The following is a 21,917-nucleotide window of genomic DNA, read 5'->3' as shown; positions in this document are numbered from 1 at the left end:
TTGGATGAAATTCAAAGAAGTGGCCTATTTTACAGCAGTAATCAGTTGTAAATTCACCTTATGTATAGCATTCAAGCCTTTGCTTTAATAGTTAGATTATTGATTGGACTTTTGACTTTAATATTTGCTTGTATAAAAAATTAGTCGTTTTTATGATATTTTTTAGTTACTAAACAAACTGATATAATCACACCTATACTTAAAAACATTAAAAGACAGGGTTGGAAATGTCATTTCTAACCCCGTCCTTAAGTTAAAATCGTTTGATATAACTTATCTCAGTTATTTTAAATCTTGAAGATAACTGCGACCGAATTCTGGAAGCGGTACGCCAAAGTTATCTGCAATGGTTGCCCCAATTGAACTAAATGTTGTATCCGTATCGAGCGCTTGACCTTCTTTAAATTTCGGACTGTACATCAACACTGGAATGTATTCACGTGTGTGATCTGTGCCTTCTGCCGTTGGATCATTGCCGTGGTCAGCTGTAATGATGAGTAAATCATCTTCACGCATCGCAGCCATTAATTCCGGTAAACGATTGTCAAAGTCTTTCAAGGCTTGCGCGTAACCGGGTTTATCACGACGATGCCCATACAATGCATCAAAATCGACTAAGTTTAAGAAACTTAAACCTTTAAAGTCTTTTTGTACGATTTGCATCAGTTGGTCCATCCCGTCCATGTTACTTTTCGTACGTACGGCTTCTGTAACACCTTCGCCATCGAAAATATCATTAATTTTACCGATGGCAATGACATCGTAATCATGATCTTTAAGTGTGTTCATCACTGTTGGGCCAAAAGGTTTTAAGGCATAGTCATGACGATTACTTGTTCTTGTGAAGTGTCCCGGTTCACCAACATATGGACGTGCAATCACGCGACCGACTAAATATTTCGGGTCTTTTGTTAATTCACGTACTTTTTCACAAATGTCATAGAGTTCTTCAAGTGGAATAATCTCTTCATGTGCGGCAATTTGAAGCACAGGGTCTGCGGATGTGTATACAATCAGATCGCCTGTTTTCATTTGATGTTCGCCCCACTCATCAATCACTTGTGTACCTGAAGCCGGTCGATTCACAACGACTTTACGTCCCGTGATTCGTTCGATTTCATCAATTAATTCTTGTGGAAAACCGTTTGGATACACTTTGAACGGCTGCATGATATTCAAGCCCATCATTTCCCAATGACCTGTCATCGTATCTTTACCGACTGAAGCTTCGCTTAATTTCGTATAATACGCTTTGGGATGTGCAACTGCCCCTACGACAGGTAAGGCATCAATATTACCCAAACCTAATTGTTCGAGATACGGTAATTTTTGGTCAAATCCTTCTAACGTATGTTTCAGTGTGTGGGACCCTTCATCGTTAAAATCTTTCGCATCTGGGGCCTCTCCTATCCCAACAGAATCCATGACAATCAAATGTACACGTTGAAATGGTGCTGTCATATAAATCACTCCTCGTATAATAAGTTCGTATAATAAGTTTTAGTTTTCTAATTTAAATTTGATTTGGATATTCTTGGGTGTTCCTAGATAATGAACCTATAGACCGAAAGGACTCTAAAATAGGTATGGCTAACCACTCCTACATTGATTAATTTAATATTGTTATCGTTTAATAGTCTGCGTCGGATTCTAATCCTTGCATGATTTGAACACCTGCACTTGCGCCCACACGTGTGGCACCTGCCTCAACCATTGCGTTAAAATCTTCTAAGCTACGCACACCGCCGGAGGCTTTCACTTCTAATGCATCCCCGACAGTCTCTTTCATTAATTTCACATCTTCAGGTGTGGCACCACCACCCGCAAAGCCAGTGGATGTTTTCACAAAATGTGCACCTGCTGCTTGTGCTAATTCAGAGGCTTTCACTTTTTCTTCATCTGTCAGTAAAACCGTTTCAATAATGACTTTAACCGCATGGCCTTGAGCCGCTTTGACTACAGCTTCAATATCTTGTTGTACATCAGCGTAACGTCCATCTTTTAAAGCGCCAATGTTGATAACCATATCGATTTCATCTGCACCTTTACGTAAAGCATCTTCTGTTTCGAAAGCTTTCGTTTCTGTCGTTGATGCACCCAATGGAAAACCAATCACCGTACACACAAGCACGTCACTATCTGCAAGACGTTCGGCAGCGTATTGAACATGCGTCGGATTGACACAAACCGATTTAAAGTGATACGTTTTGGCCTCTTCAATGATTTGATCAATTTGTTGACGTGTTGATTCTGGTTTTAACAACGTATGATCGATATATTTTTCAAATTTCATATAACATGCTCCCTCATCGTATATATTTTTAATATCTTACTTAATTATACAAGTTGGTCGCTCAAAATACGATTGTTTTATATCAGATAAAATTGCTAAGCATTTAGTATTGCACACCATTCTCGTGTACATTTCAGTTGTCTTTTTTTCACATTGCTTTATTTCCTAGTTCTCCCACCGTAAAAACCTATACAGAATATCTATTCTTTATTTTTCAGAATTTTTTGTTGAAATCTGAATATTCATATGCTAACATACTCATATTCTCTCAAAACACTTTAACTCGGTAGAGAACGAAATCGAGGCGATATGATGATGCATCCTTTAATTTTAGACAAAGAAAAAGAGCTTCAGTTTTTAAATATTGCTGAATCTCGTAACTTCGAGCTCATAGACACACCTTTTATCGAAACATTAGTTTGGGAAACACTCTCTTCTGATGATCTTAAACAAATGTCTGAAAGAAGTGTTTGGCAATCTGGTTCACAGCTTTATGCTTTGCGCAATGATTTTACAGATCAACTGGTGCGCTATTACCAAGACTATCCTTTACAACATCGCGCAGTTGCATATGCTGGTTCAATTGTCCGAAATCAGCACGTCTGTACACAACTAGGCCTAGAATATTATCAACCGAGTATTCAAGAGATTCACGAGACGTTTGAAACATTTAAGTTGTACATTGAACAATGCTTAGAAGATCAAATTCAATATGTCGTAATCGGTCATTACCAATTAACGGATTTATTATTAAGCGATGTGCAACACGACACACAACTATTGACATGGATTGCACAGCGCAATATTTCTGAATTGAAATCTGCTTTAGGGCTCAGTCATCCCATTGTTCAATTGTTGTTAACACCGACACATCAACAACTCAGTTTACTGAACAGCTTATTCCCAAGCGATCACTATATTTTGCGGAGTTTGAATCGTTGGCATACCTATTTCAAATCGTTAGGTATCACCCCTATCCATCTCGATATGACACCCCAACCTCCGCGGTCGTATTATAAAGGCGCCTTTATTCATGCACATCTGAAAAAAAGCAATCTGACTTTAACAGGCGGTTATTACAAAGATACTTTAGAAGGATTTGGTTTAGGACTCACATTATAACGAGAAGGAGTGACTATTGTGTTAACTATTGCATTGGCAAAAGGACGTTTACTGAAAAGTTTGATTGCCTACTTAGAACAACAGGGGCAGATTGAATTGGCTTCACAGCTTCAGTCGCAATCCCGTCAACTTCAAATCAAAACTGAAAATTTTCGTTTTCTTTTCGTTAAAGGAAATGACGTTCCTATATATGTAGAACAAGGGATTGCGGACATCGGTATTACAGGAAGTGATATTTTAAACGAGCAGAAATATGACGTTAATCAACTTATTGCCCTCCCTTTTGGACAATGTCATTTTTCTGTCGCTGCTTTTGAAACGACAGAAGCATATCACAAAATCGCAACTTCTTATCCGAAAACAGCCCGCGATTATTTTAAATCCACAGGTCGTGACATTGAGTTAATCGAACTTTCGGGCTCTATTGAGTTAGCTTGTGTCATTGGCATGGTTGATGGCATCGTTGATATCGTACAAACCGGTAGTACACTTCGCTCTAATGGCCTTGTCGAAAAGGAACAGATTTCCAGTATACAAGCGCAATTAATTACAAACCGTCAAAGTTTTTTCACTGCCGCATCAGAAATTGATGCATTTATTCAAATGTTAGGGGTGTCACTCATTGATGATTAACAGCACAACATTTTTACAGCAATTACAATCTGAAGCACAGTTTAACCAAAACCTTCACGAGCAGGTGGCCGCCATCTGTGAACGTGTCAAAAATGAAGGTGACCGTGCATTATTCGACTACAACAAGCAATTTGATCACGTACAAGTGCAATCACTAGAGATACCTCGTTCAGAGCTGGAACAAGCTTTGACAAATTTGGAGCCTGAATTAAAAGCAGCACTCCAACATAGTCATCAAAGAATCGAACATTATCAGCAACAAATTAAATATCAACAACAAAATACAACACAAGAACTCTACGAAGTCTATTATCCTATCGAAAGTGTAGGGATATATGTGCCGGGAGGTAAAGCAAGTTATCCATCTACTGTCTTAATGACCGCGACACTCGCGAAAGTGGCAAATGTTAAAAATATCATTGTTGTCACACCACCCCAAACCAATGGCATTGCCCAAAGTGTTCTTGCTGCTTGTGCAATTGCCGGTGTCGATCGCGTGTATCAAGTCGGTGGCGCCCAAAGTATCGCAGCATTAGCCTATGGCACAGAAACTATCCCTAAAGTAGATAAAATCGTTGGTCCAGGCAATCAATATGTGGCGTATGCGAAAAAATATTTGTACGGAGAAGTAGGCATCGATCAAATTGCAGGACCGAGTGAGATTGCACTTATTATAGATACCCATAGCGATATGGAGGCCATTGTCTATGATGTTTTCGCCCAAGCTGAGCATGATGAAATGGCAAGAACTTATGTCCTTTCAAACGATAAATCCGTCCTTAAGGCGCTTGAACAGCGTATCCAATCTGAACTTAAAAATGCACAGCGCTCAGAAATATTAGCAGAAAGTTTAAAGCATCATCACTACTTAATTCACACTTTAGATTTTAATGATAATTGTAAAGTTATGAATGCCATTGCACCTGAACATGCTTCAGTTCAAACTGCGCATCCAGAACGATACATCCCTTTCATCCATTATGTAGGGAGCTTGTTTATAGGGCGCTATGCACCAGAAGCCATTGGAGACTATATCGCTGGGCCGAGTCACGTGCTGCCTACACAACGAACAGCACGCTTTCAACACGGACTGTCTGTGAACGATTTTTTAACTAAACATACGGTCATTCATCTGAATGCTTCAACGTACCAACACACCTATGCTGATGCCGCTCGAATAGCGGATGACGAACAATTAATCAATCATAAAAAATCACTAGAAATTCGAAATAGAGGTGACACACAATGATTCGCATGAATAAGAATGAAAGCCCGATAAAGCCGCTTAATGATGAAACATTAATGAATCTTATCAAAAATTGTGATTACCATTTATATCCAGATACTGATTATGACCGCTTTCGCCAAGCTTATGCGAATTATTATGGCCAGCAATTCAGCAGTCAACAACTATGCTGTGGAAATGGTTCTGACGAATTAATACAAAAATTGATGCTTATTATGCCAGAAGGTCCCTGTTTAACGCTCAATCCCGATTTTTTTATGTATCAAGATTATGCACGGCAGGTGAAGCGTCAAATTCGTTTTGTTGATGCCTCACCTGATTTAACATTTTCACTTGAAACGATACTTGGTCGCATCGATGAAGTACAACCTCGTTTTTTCATTCTCAGTAATCCACACAATCCAACGGGACACCGTTTTACTGAAAATGAGTTAATCACTATCGCAAAACAAATGAAAACGATAGAAGGCTATTTAATCATTGATGAAGCCTATGTTGACTTTTCAACACCATTACAAATCGAACTGGAAGATCATATCCTAATCATGCGTACACTTTCCAAAGCTTTTGCTATGGCGGGGTTACGACTCGGTGTCTTAATCAGTACAGAAAAAACCATTTCAACTATACGCCAAATTGAACACCCTTATCCTTTAAGTGCATTCACGCTATCTATCGGTATTTATCTATTTGAACATATGGAACAAACAAAAGTGTTCGTCCAATACCAACGACAATTGAGTCAGCGCTTAAAAGAAATCATGATGAAATATGCCAGTTCCCATATGCATATCTTTCCAAGTGATACTAATTTTGTTTTAACATCAGGCTCTCAAGCCTTATCACTCGGCCATTACGTTAAAGCACGTGGCTTTCTACCACGCTTTTATCATTCGAAAGATGAAAAAATGTTAGCTGAATGCGTACGTTATTCCATCATTGATTATCCACAGTTAAATCAATTTGAACAAGTCGTGAAAGAATGGAGTGAACAGCAATGACATATCAAATTCGCCGCGAAACGACAGAAACTAAAATTGACATTAAACTCAGTGTATCGAAAAAAGAGAGTCAAATTCATACTGGTGTCGGATTTTTAGACCATATGCTCACATTATGGAGCTTTCATAGTGGCTTAGCGTTACAAATTGACGTTGAAGGTGATACGTGGGTCGATGATCATCATACGACTGAAGATATCGGTATCGTTCTTGGACAACTGTTACGACAGTTGATTAAAGATAAAGTTCATTACACCCGTTATGGTACCCAATATATTCCAATGGACGAAACATTAGCACGTGCTGTTGTCGATATTAGCGGCCGCCCTTACCTCAACTTTCAAGCGGACTTCAGCAAGGAAAAAGTGGGCCAGTTTGATACAGAACTCGTCAAAGAATTTTTTAGAGCTTTAGTGTTTAATGCCTATTTAACGGTTCACATCGACTTACTTCATCAAGGAAATACGCACCACGAAATTGAAGCCATTTTCAAAGCATTTGCGCATGCTTTAAAACAAGCGCTACGCGATTCAGAAGACCGACGTATCCCTTCATCTAAAGGTGTGATTGAATGATGATTGCAATCGTAGACTATGGACTTGGCAACATTTTTAATGTGCAACGCGCAGTGAACCATCTTGGTTATCCGTCTATCGTAACGCGCGAACCAGAAAGGATAGAACATGCAGACGTCTTGATTCTGCCAGGCGTGGGCCATTTCAAAGACGCAATGCAAGCCATTCATCAATACGGGCTATACGATGTATTGAGACAACACCAGCAACCCATTATCGGTATTTGTTTAGGTATGCAACTTTTGTACTCTTATAGCGATGAAGGCCATGTGTCCGGACTTGATTTAATCAAAGGGAAAATTCACGAAATTCAGACCCCCTATACAGTGCCACATCTTGGTTGGAATCAGTTAAAAAGTGAAATCCCCGCGTTAAACAAAGATGTCTATTATGTCCATACTTATCAAGCGCCAATGTCACCTGCAGTCATCGCCTATAGTGACTATGGCACGTCTATTCCGGGCATCGTTCAACAAGATGATTGTATTGGTATTCAATTTCATCCAGAAAAAAGTGGCGATTACGGTTTACAGATTTTAGAACAAGCGTTAAAAGGAGGTTGGCAACATGATTAAACTTTGGCCTGCGATTGATTTAATAGGAGGTAAAAGTGTACGCCTCACAGAGGGAGACTATCAAACAACTGAAGTTATGATGCGCAGTGCTGAGAAAAGTATCGAATTTTACAGTCAGTTCGATAGCGTTGATCGTATTCACATCGTCGATTTAATAGGTGCCAAATCACAACGCTCTATCGAGATGGACGCGATTCAACAGTTAGTTCAAATGAGTCAAAAACCGATTGAAGTGGGCGGCGGTATTCGTAACAAAGAGACGATTCAAGCCTATTTATCATCCGGTGTGGATTACTGCATTGTCGGCACTCAAGCCATAATAGATCAAGCCTGGCTGACTGAAATGAGTCATTTATTTCCCGGGAAAATATTGGTATCTGTCGATGCAAAGCAAACTGCGATTCAAATTAATGGGTGGACGGAAGAAACTGTCCTCGATGTCTTTGATTATGTCTCCCAAATCCAACACCTTCCTTTAAATGGCATCATCTATACCGACATCACGAAGGACGGAAAAATGAGTGGTCCTAATTTTGATACAACAGCTCAACTCGCTAAGAATAGTACATTACCGATTATTGCTTCGGGAGGCATTCGACATCAAGCAGACTTACAGCAGTTAGATGTGCTCGGTGTTTCAGCAGCAATCGTCGGTAAAGCAGCGAATCAAGCCTCATTTTGGGAGGGATTAACTTGATTAAAAAAAGAATTATTCCTTGCTTAGATGTTAAAGACGGTCGTGTTGTCAAAGGGATACAGTTTAAAGGTCTCAGAGACATCGGTCATCCGGTAGACCTTGCGCTATATTATAATCAAGCTGGCGCGGACGAGCTTGTCTTTTTAGATATTTCAAAAACAGAACAGGGGCACGCACTCACACTCGATATCATCCAACAAACTGCCTCCCAGCTTTTTATCCCCTTAACGGTGGGTGGTGGCATTAAATCTTTGGACGAGATATCTCAACTTTTAAGACATGGTGCAGATAAAGTGTCCCTTAATTCAGCAGCACTCAAAAATCCTGATTTCATACAGCAAGCGAGTCAAAAGTTTGGAAAACAGTGTATATGTATCGCAATCGATAGTCTATACGATCAAAGTACGAATGATTATTATTGTTGTACCCATGGAGGTAAGCGACAAACGCCCGTTCACGTCTACGATTGGGTTCGGCAAGTAGAGGCATTAGGTGCTGGAGAGCTTCTCATCACAAGTATGGCACATGATGGAATGAAACAAGGCTTCGATATTACACATCTGAATCAAATTTCTAAATTAGTCAATATCCCCATTATCGCTTCAGGCGGTGGTGGTCACGCACAACACTTCACAGAATTATTCACACAAACTCCTGTCTCTGCTGGATTAGCGGCAAGCATTTTACACGATAAAGAAACAACCGTGGCAGCAATCAAGCGTGAACTGAATCAAGGAGGTGTCCCTGTAAGATGGACTTAAAACCCGATTTTTCAAAAGGCCTACTTCCGGTCATTTTGCAAGATAGCAAGACCCAACAAGTGCTCATGTTGGGCTATATGAACGAAGAAGCTTTTCATAGAACAGTGCAAGAACAAGTCACATGGTTTTACTCAAGATCAAAGCAGCGACTTTGGAAAAAAGGAGAATCATCCGGCAATATACAACAAGTCAAAGAGATGCATTTAGATTGCGATCAAGATACGTTATTGTTGCTTGTGGAACCGATGGGACCGACTTGTCATACTGGTGCACAAAGTTGTTTCAATACGACTCCCTCTTTTCAACTTCAACAACTTGAAAGTACCATTCGCCAACGGTTGAAAGCAGATGATTCCAACTCTTATACGCAATACCTTCTCAATGAAGGCATTGAAAAAATCAGTAAAAAGTTGGGCGAAGAAGCTTTCGAAGTCGTGATTGCTGCCATGAAACAAAACACTTCTGAAGTCATTTCTGAAAGTGCTGATTTACTTTATCATCTGTTTGTTTTACTCGAATCACAAAATATCACTTTCAATACAATAGAAGACGAGTTACAAAAAAGGCACCGTATTCAAAATAATTTTAAAGGTGAACGTCAAAAGATTGAAAAATGGTGAAGCCTTTGACATGATCCGTCATAAAAACAAGCATTATGATTTCAAACTTAAAAACAACCCTCTCCTTGTATCACATTAAACTCGGAAAGGGTTGTTTTAAATTAGACGTAAACTTCAATCATCTCGTATTTAAGTTTACTTTTAGCTTAATCGATAGCGCCTGCATTTTCATCATGTTTACCATGAATATAATAATCAACATGTTCAGGCTCAAGTGGTTGAATACCACGAATAATATCTGCTGCTTTTTCAGCAAGCATTAATACAGGTGCGTGAATATTACCATTTGTTGTTGTTGGCATCACTGACGCGTCTACTACACGTAAGTTTTCCATGCCGTGTACTTTCATTGTTAATGGATCTACGACTGCCATTGGGTCTGAAGCAGGACCCATTTTTGCACTACAAGATGGGTGTAATGCTGTTTCAGCGTCTCGACGCACCCAATCTAAAATTTCTTCATCTGTTTGAACAGAAGGTCCTGGTGAAATTTCTCCACCATTATAAGGGTCAAGTGCAGGTTGTTTTAAAATGTTACGTGCGACGCGGATAGCTTCAACCCATTCGCGTTTATCTTCCTCTGTAGATAAATAGTTAAATACAAATTTTGGTTTAACATATGGGTTCGTTGATGTGATTTTCAAGCTACCTCTTGAATTTGAATACATTGGTCCAACATGAACTTGGTAACCATGTGCTGTATCTGCTTTTTGTCCATCATAGCGTACTGCAAGTGGTAAGAAATGGAACATTAAGTTTGGATATTTCACATCATTATTTGAGCGAACGAATCCACCACCTTCAAAGTGGTTACTTGATGCTGCACCTGTACGACGTGTTAACCATTCCAAACCAATAAATGGCATTTTGAAAATATTTAAGCTAGGTTGTAATGAGACAGGCTCTTTACAAGTATGTTGAATATACACTTCTAAGTGGTCTTCAAAGTTTTCACCGACACCCGGTAAGTGAATACGAGGTTCGATACCTAATGAACGTAAATGTTCAGAATCACCGATACCTGACAATTGTAGCAATTGTGGTGTGTTAAATGCGCCACCAGATAAGATAACTTCTTTTGCGAGCACTTTGTGTAAACGACCATTTCGTTTATAAGTCACACCTGTAACGGTATTGCCATCAAAATGAAGTTTTTCAACAAATGCACGTGTTTTTACTGTTAGGTTTTGGCGTTTCATTGCTGGACGTAAATAAGCACGTGAAGCAGAAACACGGCGGCCATTATGGATTTGACTATCAAATGGTCCAAATCCTTCTTGACGGAAACCATTCACATCTTTCGTCTTTTTATAACCCGCTTCGACAGCTGCATCGAAAAATGCGTGGAATAACGGGTTATCAGCAGGACCACGACGTAATTTGATAGGTCCATTTAAACCACGTATTGGATCATCTGCTTCTGCACCAAAAGTCGTTTCTAAACGTTTGAAGTAAGGTAAACAGTGAGCATAATCCCAAGTATCCATGCCTTCAGGTTTACCCCATTTTTCATAGTCTAGTGGGTTACCACGTTGATAAATCATCCCATTGATTGAACTTGATCCACCTAACACTTTACCACGTGTATGGAAAACTTTACGTCCGCCCATATGCGGTTCGCCATCTGTTTCATATTTCCAATCGTAAAGGCGGTTACCTGATGGATACATTAAAGCAGCTGGCATTTGAATTAACAAATCCCAAGGGTAATCACTGCGTCCTGCTTCAAGTACTAAGACTTTTTTGTCTTTATCTTCACTGAGGCGAGCACTTAATACAGATCCAGCACTCCCACCACCGATAATGATATAATCATACATTTTGTCGTACGCTTTACTCATAACAAAAATCCTCCTCGTAGTTGTATACTGACGCGCTATTTCAAACTATGTACAGATGTGAAAGAAACGTTTAGCGCTTATCGTTGCTTTTACGTCAATCTTTCACACCTTTTTACTTTGAAAGAAGTCTGTCATATAAAATGACAAACGCTCATTCAATGGTTCAATTTATGATTCTGACTGGCCAAACCAGTGAACTGGCTCAGGGCTTGTATTCATTAAGATGTGTTTTGTTTCTAGATATTCTTCTAAACCGTGATGTCCAAGTTCGCGACCGATACCTGATTGTTTATAACCACCCCATGGTGCTTGTGCAAAATAAGGATGGAAATCATTGATCCAGACTGTACCCATTCTCATTTTTGATGCAACACGTTGTGCTTTTCCGATATCTTTCGTAAAGACACCGCCTGCAAGACCATAGATAGAGTCATTAGCTAATTTGATAGCTTCTTCTTCTGTGTCAAAACCTTCAATCGTTACAACAGGACCAAACACTTCTTCTTGAACGATACGCATAGACGTGTCACAGTTTGTGATGATTGTCGGCTCAAAGAAATAACCATTTTTTAAATCTTCTCTAGATGGTCGCTTACCACCGATAGCAATTTTTGCGCCTTCTTCTTGCGCAATAGTCATATATTTTTCAACTTTGTCACGATGTTGTTCAGAAATAAGTGGTCCCATTTCTGTATCTTCATCAAATCCATTACCTAATTTGATATTTTGAACACGCTCAATTAATGCTTTTTCAAATTTATCTTTAATAGAATGATGAACGATAATACGAGAACCCGCTGAACATACTTGACCTGCATGGAAAAAGCCACCATTTAATGCTTGATCAACAGCTAAATCAAAATCAGCATCTTCAAAAATAACATTTGGGTTTTTACCACCAAGTTCAAGCGCAATATTCGTAACATGCTCTGCGGCTTGTTTCATAATACGTTTACCTGTTTGGATACCGCCTGTAAATGACACTAAATCCACTTCAGGGTGCGTAGACATGACGTCACCAATCTCAGAGCCTGCGCCTAAAACTAAATTAATAACGCCTTTAGGAAAACCGACCTCTTCCATAAGCTCAAATACGCGAATGGTTGTTAAAGGTGTAATTTCACTTGGCTTCATGACAATAGAACAACCTGTTGCAAGTGCTGGCGCAATTTTCCATGAAGCTTGTAATAGCGGATAGTTCCAAGGTGTAATCTGAGTGACAACACCGATTGGCTCTTTAACGATTTTACTTTCTGTATTTGGGATAGGTGAATTAATTAATTCGCCCCCGTCTTTATCTGCTAAACCTGCAAAATACATAAATACATTGTGTATATCATCCATATCTGCAAGAGATTCTTCTAAAGTTTTACCTGTATCTAAAGTTTCTAAATGTGCCAATTCTTCACGGTGCGCTTTGATTTGGTCCGCAATTGCACGAACCTTCTTACCTTTGTTCTCAGCTGTTTCAAGTGCATACACACCTTCATCAAATGAACGTCTTGCTGCTAGAATTGCACGTTCTACATCTTCATTCGTACCTTCTGCTACTTCTATAATCACTTCTTGGTTATAAGGATTGAGAATTTGACGTGTCGCTTGATTGCTGCTTTCTACCCATTCCCCATCAATATATTGACGACGAGATAATTGGTTTACAAATTCCATGCATATACCTCCGTTAAGTTTGTTAAGTTTTTATTTAACGAATTTCACAAATTTAACTTTATCACAAGAAAAAGTGCCATGTCAATCGACATTGCTTGGATTTGCAGTGTGCCAAAAAAACCGTTAAATTATTAATGAACATTTGATTTATATTTAATTAAAGATTAAAATTTAGAGCGTTAACGCTATTAACGAGTTAATTTTTAGGGAGGTGAGATATCGTGGCACGACCAAAATCACACGAAGCACAACTCGAAGTCGCGAAAGATATTGTTATTAATTCAATCGCTGAAACAATGGATTTATATGGGATTAATCGTAGTGTCGGAAACCTCTACGGCATTATGTTATTCAAAGACAGCATGACATTGGATGAAATGCGTCAAGAATTACAAATGAGTAAGCCAAGCATGAGTGCGGGCGTTAAGAAATTGCAAGAATATGACATTGTTAAGCAACGCTTAACTCGAGGCAGTCGTAAACAACATTTTGAAGCTGAAAAAGACTTCTTTGAGTTTTTCTGTAACTTTTTCACTAGAAAATGGAACCGTGAAATTTCAATCAATATGGCTGCACTCAGAGAATCAGAAGCGATGATTGATAAGATTATTGCAGCTGAAGATGTGGATGAAGCAACGAGAGAAGAAGCGATAGAAATAAAAGCCCATTTAGAACATTCTCGTATTTATTACTATTGGTTAGAATCCATTAGTGATGCATTAAAATCGGGAGAAATATTTGAACACTTCCCTATTCCTGAAGCTAAAGACATAAAAAAATAAATTTTATTTCAATAACAAAGTTGGATACCTCATCAAAAAAGCTTTATGGCGTCCGTTAAGACACCATAAAGCTTTTTCTATTTTTATAGATTGTCATCCTCTTCATCTTCGCCAACTCTTAAAATCCTCAACGATCGGCGTTCAATACGTTTAAAACGATCAGCACGTGATTGTAGCGCAATCCGATCTCCTGCGAGAATCATCATAAACGAAATCATAATAATGATAAATATGACAATTAAAGGTACACCCGCAACAATAGATGCGGTTTGTAGTATTTCAAGTGCCTTTTCACCACCGACAAGCATTAACGAGAATGGAAGTAAGCATAAAGCAAACGCCCAAAATAATCGATTGGCTTTAATTGGTTCTCCTTTAACACGCTTTTGTGTTGCCGCTGCAACAATATACGACGCAGAGTCAAAGGTTGTCACCAAGAATAAAAAGGCTGAAATAATGAACAAGCCAATAACAATTTGTGGGAACGGTAAATGACTAATCACTTCAATAATCGTTGCCTCCGTGCCATGTGCATTTAAGTAATGAATCACATCAAATTGACCTGAAATTTGTAAATAAACAGCATAGTTACCAAAAATACCGAAGAACAGCACACAACCAAATGTACCGTAAACAATCGTTCCTAATATTACTTCTTTTAAAGTACGACCTTTTGAGATTCGCGCAATAAACAGACCGATAAATGGTGCGTAAACAATCCACCATGACCAATAGAAAATCGTCCATTGTTGTGGGAATTTTGTTTCCTCACGTCCGCCAATGCCACCGAACGGCTCCAACCAAGTGGCCATTTGGAAGAAGTTTTTCAACATATTACCGAAGCCAGTAACCGTTGTTTCCATAATAAAGATCGTTGGACCAACGATAAAAATAAAGCCAAGTAAAATGAAGGAAAGCCATACGTTCAAGTCACTTAAAACTTGAATGCCCTTTTTCAAACCTTGGTATGAACTATATGCAAATACAATTGTAATACATAAGAGCACGATACTCTTCACGACCATACTTGTACCATCTATACCAAATAGCTTTTCAAGACCGGCTGAAATCATAGGGACCCCTAAAGCCAGTGATGTTGCTGTTCCTCCAATAAGACCAAAGATGAATAAAATATCAACAAGTTTTCCTAAAAATTTGTCTGTCTGACCTTTCAATATTGGTCGACAAGCTTGACTGATTTTAAAAACAGGTTGCTTTTTCACAAATACGAGATATCCAATTGGTAAGGCAGGAAGTACATATATCGCCCATGCAATCGGTCCCCAATGAAACATACCATACATCGTCGCAAAGTTAAGTGCTTCGTCAGATAAAGGTTTTGCACCATGAGGCGGGCCTTGATAATAATATGCCCACTCGATGACACCCCAATATAATATATCTGAGCCAATGCCGGCACAAAATAACATGGATGCCCATGCAAAGTCACTAAATTCGGGTTTATCACTCGCACGACCTAAAGTCACTGACCCATATTTTCCAAATGCTATGTATAAAACAAAACAAAAAATCGCTAACCCCAATACGAGATAAATCGCCCCAAGTTTTGAAGTGACGAAATTATTCATCGCAACAACAACTGAACGACTCTGTTCTGGGAAGACCATCATCGGGATAACAGCCATTAATAATACAATTGCTGTCCCAATAAAAACAACCCAGTCCATTAGCTTATATTTTTTATGCACTTTAAAGCACCCCTTATTTAATTTTTAATCCCTTTGTTGTCCAATCTGCGATGTCTAAACGTTTTTTATACAAGAAATAGGTTATCTAAAAATAATAGTTAATGCAAATATCATACATAATCATAAGTTGCTCAATTTGAATATATATAACTTTTAGAGATTATAAATATTGTCAAAACGCCTTTATAAAGTACATTAAAATTGTTAAGAATTAATTTAACGTTTTTAATTATGTATTTTTATAACATTCAAATGAATAAATATTTATTTTCATTTCTTTGCCTTCTCTGCCATTTATCAGGATGTAAGAAGCGGTATTTCAGCATAAAAAAGAGGCTGAGACTTTCCATTGTCTCAACCTCTGAAGGTTTAAAATGATAAGACACACGCCGAAATATCATTTTAATATTGCATGTCTTTTTTAAATTCCGTATCTCTTTTAATAAAAATGGCTTTAACTGATTCTAATTAAAGCGATTTAAACGTTTCAATAATGAGATAAAAGTTTAAGATTGTTAAAAATATTGCCAGTGTCCAAGCGATGATATTGACCCAACGTTTATTAGTGAATGCCTCACCCATAATTTTGGGGTTATTCGTCGCGATCGTTAACGGAATAATACTTAATGGCAATGCAATACTCAAAAATACTTGGGTAAAAATCAGTAAATTTTCAATTGTTGATGGATTAGAGCCATAAAGCCATAAGCAAATGAACACCGGGATAACTGCTAAACCACGTGTGATAAGACGTCGAACCCACTGTGGAAAGCGTAAATTCACAAAACCTTCCATTACAATTTGTCCTGACAAAGTCCCTGTAATGGTAGAATTTTGTCCTGAAGCTAATAAAGCGACTGCAAACAATGTACTCATCACAGCACCACCAAAAGCGACAGAGACATGTGAAGTTAATAATGCATGGTGTAAATCATAAAATCCACCTAATGCTTTACCACTGCCAAAAAATAAGGCAGCACCTAATATTAAAAGTAAACAATTGACTAAAAATGCAAGCGAAAGTTGTAAATTCGAATCAATCGTTGCATATTTAATCGCATCTTTTTTCTCTTCAACTGAATCCCGTCCATATGCACGTGATTGTACGATTGATGAATGCAAATAAAGGTTATGCGGCATAATCGTTGCACCGATAATACCGAGTGCGATATATAAGGCACCGGGTTGTGTGACCACACCGCTTTGTGGGACAAAGCCACTTAAGACGCGTGGCCATGAAGGATTTGATAAATAAACTTCAAACACAAAGATGATAAAAACAGTCAACACAAGCACCGTAACAATAGCCTCTATTTTTCTAAAACCGAACTTAATAATCAATAATAGTAGCAAAACATCAAAAACAGTAATCGTTACCCCAAGCCATAAAGGAATATGGAAGAGTAAGTTCAATGCTATGGCACTCCCTATGACTTCTGCGATATCAGTGGCCATAATTGCCATTTCTGTAATAATCCATAAAATGACAGCTACTTTTTTATTTGTCATGTCACGTGTCACTTGTGCAAGATCCATCCCACTTGCAATACCGAGTCGTGCACACATACTTTGCAATAACATTGCGGCTAAACTTGAAATTAAAATAACAGACAGGAGGATGTAGCCGTACTGTGCCCCTCCTGCCATTGACGTAATCCAGTTACCGGGATCCATATACCCCACTGCGACAAGCGCCCCTGGTCCTAAATACATTAATGTTTTTTTCCATTTTGCAGCTTGGTTATCAAACACAACTGTACCGTTAATTTCTTCTAAGCTCTTACGCATTTGACTCATCCCTTTTCGAGCGGCTTACCTTTAAATCATTTTCTATTTAAAAAATAATTTAGGATTACCTAAATTGATAACATTATTATATATGCTTTAACATAAAATGAAAAGTAACACGTTTCACCTTTTACATTATCCGTATAATAATTGCTTAATATATCGCTATGGCATTTGACCCTTTATATTTTTTCTATGTTACCCTTTCTCAAGTGAAAATAATCTTTCTATCATGATGATTAAATTCATAGTTTGGCATAATAAACGTTGTGAATACAGCTTCTACTTAAATTGAATAGCGTTAAAATCTAAAGTTTACGTTCTTACTAAAAACGCGTGCATCACCCCTTTTATTTGATTTTCAAAAGCTTAAAACAGCAGTTTCTATTATTTTTTGAAAATAGAAATATCAAAAGGTGCATTAAACCTCATTTAAAATCCTACAGACAAAGAGAAAATCGAGATTCAAATGTAAAATAAGCATATATCAGTTTCTCAAAAAGCAATTGAACTATTCACTCCAAAATAAAAAAGCGCTAAGCTGACTTTTTCAATACAAATCAACTTAACGCATTTTTATTTCATTTTCATATCATATCGCTTTGTCGAAAAAGTACAACAAGAGCTGTCACTTTTCAATATTGGCAACAAGAACTAAACTTCCACTTATAGAAACAGCCACCATCATATGTCTACGCGATATATACTATCCATTTTCTCTTTTGGCACGTCTCCACCAACGATAAATCACAATAAGGGCCAGGATAACAAGAATTGCAATAAGTGCCTTCGAATAAAAACCGACATACTGTAGCACTTGTTCCATATGATCACCTAGTGCTGATCCTAAAAAGATCAGAAATATATTCCACACACCTGTCCCAAGTGCTGTGAAAATAATAAAAATCGGTAAATTCATACGTGTAATACCAGCAGGGATTGAAATCAAAGTTCTTAAAATCGGGACGAATCGTCCAAAGAAGATGGCCCAACGTCCATATCGATCAAACCAATGGATGGTTTTATCTAAATCTTTGCGTTTAATCCTTACATATTTACCGTATCGATCAATCCAGCGGTATAATCTTTCTTCACCAATCCATATTCCAAGATAATATAAGACAACCGAACCCGCTGTCGCCGCGACGACAGCTACCGCACATACCACTCCAAAACTTAAACTTGACTTTGTCGTCATAAAACCAGCAAAAGTTAAAACAACCTCTGATGGGAAAGGATGGATAATATACTCCACAAATATTAATAAAAAGATTCCTATGTAGCCATAATGGCCCATCACATCAACAACCCATTGTTCCATATCTTCACCTTTGATTCCTATATTGTTAAAACTTTCATACTCATCAAGTTTAACAGTCTATTTCTTCAATATTCAACTTATTACACTGCTTTATGATGCTTTTGTAAATTATTGTAAGCTATCGTCACAAAATGATAAGACAAGATCTTAGTCTCATTTTGATCAAAGAAAAGATTTTACATCAAATGGTTAGCTGCAGATATCTATGTTGTACATGTGCTCATATCAAGCTTTGCATCCAACTTATCTTTGCCAGGTCAGTCTACCCGGACACTGCCAGATAGGCTAACCGCCCTCTATTAATATTGTATTGTCGCCGTAACTCTTAATTGTGCGTCTGTTTTATTCTCATAAACATGATTAGTATTCGCATTAAAACTAATCGCTTGTGCAGCCTGAATTTCATAATGTGTCGCACCTACAGTTAGTGTTAGCGTACCTTCATTGACGATGATAAATTCTTTCGCGCCGTCTTGATGCGCCTCAGACTCTAAAACGCCTCCCGCTTCGATTCGCATACAAAACATTTCAAATGCATGTGCGTGATCATATGGAAAATAAGGATAAACCACGACAGAGTGATCCTCATTGTAAATCGGTTTAATATCTGCTTTATCAATAATCTGAATATGTTTATTATCTTGACTGATTAAAGACGTCAAAGGAATATGCAATCCATTCGCAAGCTTCCACAAAGTATTGATACTTGGATTCCCTGTTCCTTTTTCAATTTGGCTAATCATCGTTTTACTTATCCCCGTCATTTGAGCTACTTTATCTAAACTCAAACGGTGGATTTGTCTATAGTGCTGGAGGTTCTCAGCAACAACAGAATTAATATTCTCCATTTTTTAAGCCCCTTCTATTTACAATATATTGAACATGATGTACGATATGTTGTGTTCTTTATATAGAACGTTTCGTTAATTATATCAAAAAAGGCAGGCGTTTACACGATGGAACAACAATCGAATCGAATCAATTGGTTGCTTTTTATTGGCATCATGCTGATTGCAGCAAATTTACGTGCCCCTATCACCTCAGTAGGTGTAGTCTTACCAACCATTAAAGATACATTAAATTTAACAAATACAGAAGTCAGTTTCATTTCTATCATTCCATTACTCGCATTTGCGATTATTTCATCTCTTGTCGCTAAAGTCAGTCACCGCTTCGGTATGGAACGTTCATTGTTCTTTGCCATTGCATTAATTTTAATAGGCGTTGTTATACGCAGTGTGACCAATGTCAGCTTATTATATATCGGTACTATTTTAATCGGTGTCGGCATTGCATTTGGTAATGTCTTAGCGCCCGGTATAATCAAATCAAAATTCCCAATGCGTATCGGTATTATGACCGCGTATTATACCGTTGTCATGAATATTTTTGGTGCACTTTCATCATATGGCGCAGCACCTTTACTTAAATCATTTAACTATAATATTGCATTAGGTCTCATCGGTGTCGTGACTTTAATTGCTCTTATCGTTTGGACTTTCCAACTTCGTAATCATGAACAACAAGTGAACGTGGATACAACAGATGCCGTTAACGTTTGGAAATCCCCTCTTGCATGGCAGATTACATTACTAATGGGAGGGCAATCCTTAATTTTCTATTCTTTAATCAACTGGTTACCAGAATTCTTATTATCCTATGACATTCCAGTGACTTATGCTGGGCTCTATTTATCTATTTTACAACTGGCAATCATTCCGTTGACTTTCGTGACACCTTTATATGCCACAAAACTTCGTTCACAAGTGATTCCGACTGCATTTACAGGGGCACTATTTACAATAGGAATCTTAATCTTAATATTTTCACCTCATCTTGCCCTTATATCGCTCATTATTATTGGGATAGCGTTAGGTATCGCATTTGGACTTGTCAATACGTTCTTTAGTTTAAGAACTGAAAGTGGCCTTACAGCAGCTAAACTAGCAGGGATGTCTCAAGCAGTCGGCTATCTCTTTGCATGTATTGGACCGCTATTTTTCGGAATCTTACATGATGTGACAGGCCACTGGGTATTCTCATTATTGATTCTACTGTTAACTGCCATCGCTGTTATGATTATTGGTGCACGTGCAGGACGTAATACAACGATTGAAGCTTCATTAAGAAAATAAGTTTTCATGCGTTCAAGACTATGAACGATGCCGTTAAGCTTTTCATATTCCATTTTACTTTTGAACACTAAAAAGGGAGCAAGCTGTCGTCTTAATCTTTGAGACGACAGCTTGCTCCCTCTTTTTTATGATCGTTATGCTCCCCATTTTTCCTCAAAATGGCCCACTTTCCAGACGAGTAGTGCAATAAGCCATGACAGTATGAGCACGATGACTAAAATATAGCCTAACTATCCAAAATCTAATTGTGTCAACCACCCTAAAAAGCCATGGTCCCAATGTTGTTTTTCGCCAATAAGCTGAATAATTTCAATACCACCTATAACAATTGCAGCAATGACTGAAATAGCGGTCATCGTCATATTGTAAAACAGCTTTCTAGCAGGACGCTCAAATGCCCAATGATAGGCATTTGTCATGAATACACCATCTAGTGTATCGAGTAAACTCATGCCTGATGCAAATAAGATCGGCAAAGCAATGATACCTAAAAATGGCACTGTATGTTGTGACGCCCCCGCTGATAACGCCAGTAAGGAGACTTCACTTGCTGTGTCGAATCCTAAACCAAATAAGAATCCTAAAGGAAAAACATGCCAACTTTGATTAATGAATTGAAAAAGTGGTCCTACAAAGCGCATGATTAAGCCTCTTGATTCAATCAATTCATTGATTTGGCTTTCACCAATTTCTTCATATTTCAATTTTCGGGATAATTGTATTAACTGAATCAGTATAACTAAGTTTAAAAGCCCAATTAATAATAAGAAAAATCCAGAAACCAATGTACCGATTAATCCACCTGTTGATTGAAAACCTGCTAAATGGCTTTGCGCCCAATGAACGGCTAACCCCTAACATAACTGCCATTAAAAAGACCACAGTTGAATGTCCGAGTGAAAAATAAAAACCTACCCCCATAGAATTACGCTGTTGTTCTAAAAGTTTACGTACCGTATTATCGATTGCAGCAATATGATCCGCATCAAATGCATGTCTCAATCCTAATGTATAGGCGACCACGCCCATTCCAATGATGAGCGGATGACTCGCTCCGCCAATCATTAGAAAAACAACACCTATAATATGTAAAAGCAGAATCACCACAAAATAAGGAAGAGCAGCTTTAATACCTTTCGTTCTTTCCATA

The 21,917-nt window shown here is 38.1% G+C and carries 19 protein-coding genes and 1 pseudogene; 11 read left to right on the top strand and 9 right to left on the bottom strand.

Going from position 1 to position 21,917, the window contains the following annotated elements; genetic code table 11:
- Positions 1 to 282: 282 nt before the first annotated feature.
- Both deoB and deoC read right to left on the bottom strand, forming a co-directional pair.
- Positions 283 to 1,461: a phosphopentomutase gene (deoB, locus tag MUA40_RS01560; RefSeq protein WP_155976537.1), complete on the bottom strand. Its 1,179-nt coding sequence runs from the start codon at positions 1,459 to 1,461 to the stop codon at positions 283 to 285.
- 169 nt (positions 1,462 to 1,630) lie between these two features.
- Positions 1,631 to 2,293, bottom strand: coding sequence for a deoxyribose-phosphate aldolase (deoC, locus tag MUA40_RS01555; protein WP_016426049.1), 663 nt, complete (start codon positions 2,291 to 2,293; stop codon positions 1,631 to 1,633).
- Positions 2,294 to 2,605: 312 nt separating this feature from the next.
- Between deoC and MUA40_RS01550 the strand changes: the two genes are divergently transcribed.
- From MUA40_RS01550 to hisIE, 9 genes are read left to right on the top strand one after another with little or no spacing between them, the layout of a single operon-like run.
- Positions 2,606 to 3,415 (top strand): ATP phosphoribosyltransferase regulatory subunit, encoded by an 810-nt coding sequence (locus MUA40_RS01550; RefSeq protein WP_016426048.1) that lies wholly within the window; start codon positions 2,606 to 2,608, stop codon positions 3,413 to 3,415.
- 18 nt (positions 3,416 to 3,433) lie between these two features.
- Positions 3,434 to 4,048, top strand: a complete 615-nt coding sequence (gene hisG / locus MUA40_RS01545; protein WP_016426047.1) for an ATP phosphoribosyltransferase — start codon at positions 3,434 to 3,436, stop codon at positions 4,046 to 4,048.
- Entirely contained in the window at positions 4,038 to 5,297 is a 1,260-nt protein-coding gene (gene hisD, locus MUA40_RS01540; RefSeq protein ID WP_167732605.1) for a histidinol dehydrogenase, read from the top strand. Before hisG ends, hisD begins: the two co-directional genes overlap by 11 nt.
- Complete coding sequence (locus MUA40_RS01535; protein ID WP_167732604.1) at positions 5,294 to 6,295, top strand: pyridoxal phosphate-dependent aminotransferase; 1,002 nt, start codon at positions 5,294 to 5,296, stop codon at positions 6,293 to 6,295. Before hisD ends, MUA40_RS01535 begins: the two co-directional genes overlap by 4 nt.
- Positions 6,292 to 6,870 (top strand): imidazoleglycerol-phosphate dehydratase HisB, encoded by a 579-nt coding sequence (hisB, locus tag MUA40_RS01530; RefSeq protein WP_016426044.1) that lies wholly within the window; start codon positions 6,292 to 6,294, stop codon positions 6,868 to 6,870. Before MUA40_RS01535 ends, hisB begins: the two co-directional genes overlap by 4 nt.
- On the top strand, positions 6,870 to 7,445 hold the full coding sequence (gene hisH / locus MUA40_RS01525) for an imidazole glycerol phosphate synthase subunit HisH (protein WP_037559564.1): 576 nt from the start codon (positions 6,870 to 6,872) through the stop codon (positions 7,443 to 7,445). Before hisB ends, hisH begins: the two co-directional genes overlap by 1 nt.
- The gene (hisA, locus tag MUA40_RS01520; RefSeq protein WP_016426042.1) at positions 7,438 to 8,142 is read left to right on the top strand and encodes a 1-(5-phosphoribosyl)-5-((5-phosphoribosylamino)methylideneamino)imidazole-4-carboxamide isomerase; all 705 of its coding nucleotides are present in this window, start codon (positions 7,438 to 7,440) and stop codon (positions 8,140 to 8,142) included. Before hisH ends, hisA begins: the two co-directional genes overlap by 8 nt.
- A complete protein-coding gene (gene hisF, locus MUA40_RS01515) occupies positions 8,139 to 8,903 on the top strand; it encodes an imidazole glycerol phosphate synthase subunit HisF (RefSeq protein ID WP_016426041.1) in 765 nt (254 codons plus the stop codon). Before hisA ends, hisF begins: the two co-directional genes overlap by 4 nt.
- The gene (gene hisIE, locus MUA40_RS01510; protein ID WP_016426040.1) at positions 8,894 to 9,523 is read left to right on the top strand and encodes a bifunctional phosphoribosyl-AMP cyclohydrolase/phosphoribosyl-ATP diphosphatase HisIE; all 630 of its coding nucleotides are present in this window, start codon (positions 8,894 to 8,896) and stop codon (positions 9,521 to 9,523) included. Before hisF ends, hisIE begins: the two co-directional genes overlap by 10 nt.
- A gap of 146 nt (positions 9,524 to 9,669) precedes the next feature.
- On the opposite strand, the gene betA is transcribed toward hisIE, so the two are convergent.
- Together betA and betB are read right to left on the bottom strand one after the other, a co-directional pair.
- Positions 9,670 to 11,364 (bottom strand): choline dehydrogenase, encoded by a 1,695-nt coding sequence (gene betA, locus MUA40_RS01505; RefSeq protein ID WP_262569767.1) that lies wholly within the window; start codon positions 11,362 to 11,364, stop codon positions 9,670 to 9,672.
- 168 nt (positions 11,365 to 11,532) lie between these two features.
- Positions 11,533 to 13,032: a betaine-aldehyde dehydrogenase gene (betB, locus tag MUA40_RS01500; RefSeq protein WP_016426038.1), complete on the bottom strand. Its 1,500-nt coding sequence runs from the start codon at positions 13,030 to 13,032 to the stop codon at positions 11,533 to 11,535.
- 221 nt (positions 13,033 to 13,253) lie between these two features.
- On the opposite strand from betB, the gene cudC reads away from it, so the two are divergent.
- Entirely contained in the window at positions 13,254 to 13,814 is a 561-nt protein-coding gene (cudC, locus tag MUA40_RS01495; protein WP_016426037.1) for a choline uptake/conversion transcriptional regulator CudC, read from the top strand.
- Positions 13,815 to 13,897: 83 nt separating this feature from the next.
- Here cudC and MUA40_RS01490 read toward each other — a convergent pair whose 3' ends face one another.
- The 4 genes from MUA40_RS01490 to MUA40_RS01475 form a co-directional block, all read right to left on the bottom strand.
- Positions 13,898 to 15,502, bottom strand: a complete 1,605-nt coding sequence (locus MUA40_RS01490) for a BCCT family transporter (RefSeq protein ID WP_037559562.1) — start codon at positions 15,500 to 15,502, stop codon at positions 13,898 to 13,900.
- A 489-nt stretch (positions 15,503 to 15,991) separates the two neighbouring features.
- Positions 15,992 to 17,311 (bottom strand): Nramp family divalent metal transporter, encoded by a 1,320-nt coding sequence (locus tag MUA40_RS01485; protein ID WP_016426035.1) that lies wholly within the window; start codon positions 17,309 to 17,311, stop codon positions 15,992 to 15,994.
- A gap of 706 nt (positions 17,312 to 18,017) precedes the next feature.
- Positions 18,018 to 18,632 carry a DedA family protein gene (locus MUA40_RS01480; RefSeq protein WP_016426034.1) on the bottom strand — a complete coding sequence of 205 codons (615 nt, stop codon included), beginning with the start codon at positions 18,630 to 18,632 and terminating at the stop codon, positions 18,018 to 18,020.
- Positions 18,633 to 18,931: 299 nt separating this feature from the next.
- Positions 18,932 to 19,480, bottom strand: a complete 549-nt coding sequence (locus tag MUA40_RS01475; RefSeq protein WP_016426033.1) for a helix-turn-helix domain-containing protein — start codon at positions 19,478 to 19,480, stop codon at positions 18,932 to 18,934.
- A 108-nt stretch (positions 19,481 to 19,588) separates the two neighbouring features.
- Here MUA40_RS01475 and MUA40_RS01470 point away from each other — a divergent pair, with 108 nt between their 5' ends.
- A complete protein-coding gene (locus MUA40_RS01470; protein WP_262569766.1) occupies positions 19,589 to 20,767 on the top strand; it encodes a CynX/NimT family MFS transporter in 1,179 nt (392 codons plus the stop codon).
- A gap of 134 nt (positions 20,768 to 20,901) precedes the next feature.
- Here MUA40_RS01470 and MUA40_RS01465 read toward each other — a convergent pair.
- Positions 20,902 to 21,916, bottom strand: a pseudogene (locus MUA40_RS01465) (HoxN/HupN/NixA family nickel/cobalt transporter).
- Position 21,917: the final 1 nt, after the last annotated feature.

Source organism: Staphylococcus schleiferi (assembly GCF_025558325.1).
Taxonomy (GTDB): domain Bacteria; phylum Bacillota; class Bacilli; order Staphylococcales; family Staphylococcaceae; genus Staphylococcus; species Staphylococcus schleiferi.
Note: the sequence above shows the minus strand (reverse complement) of the source record. Positions and strands in the feature narration are given on the sequence as shown.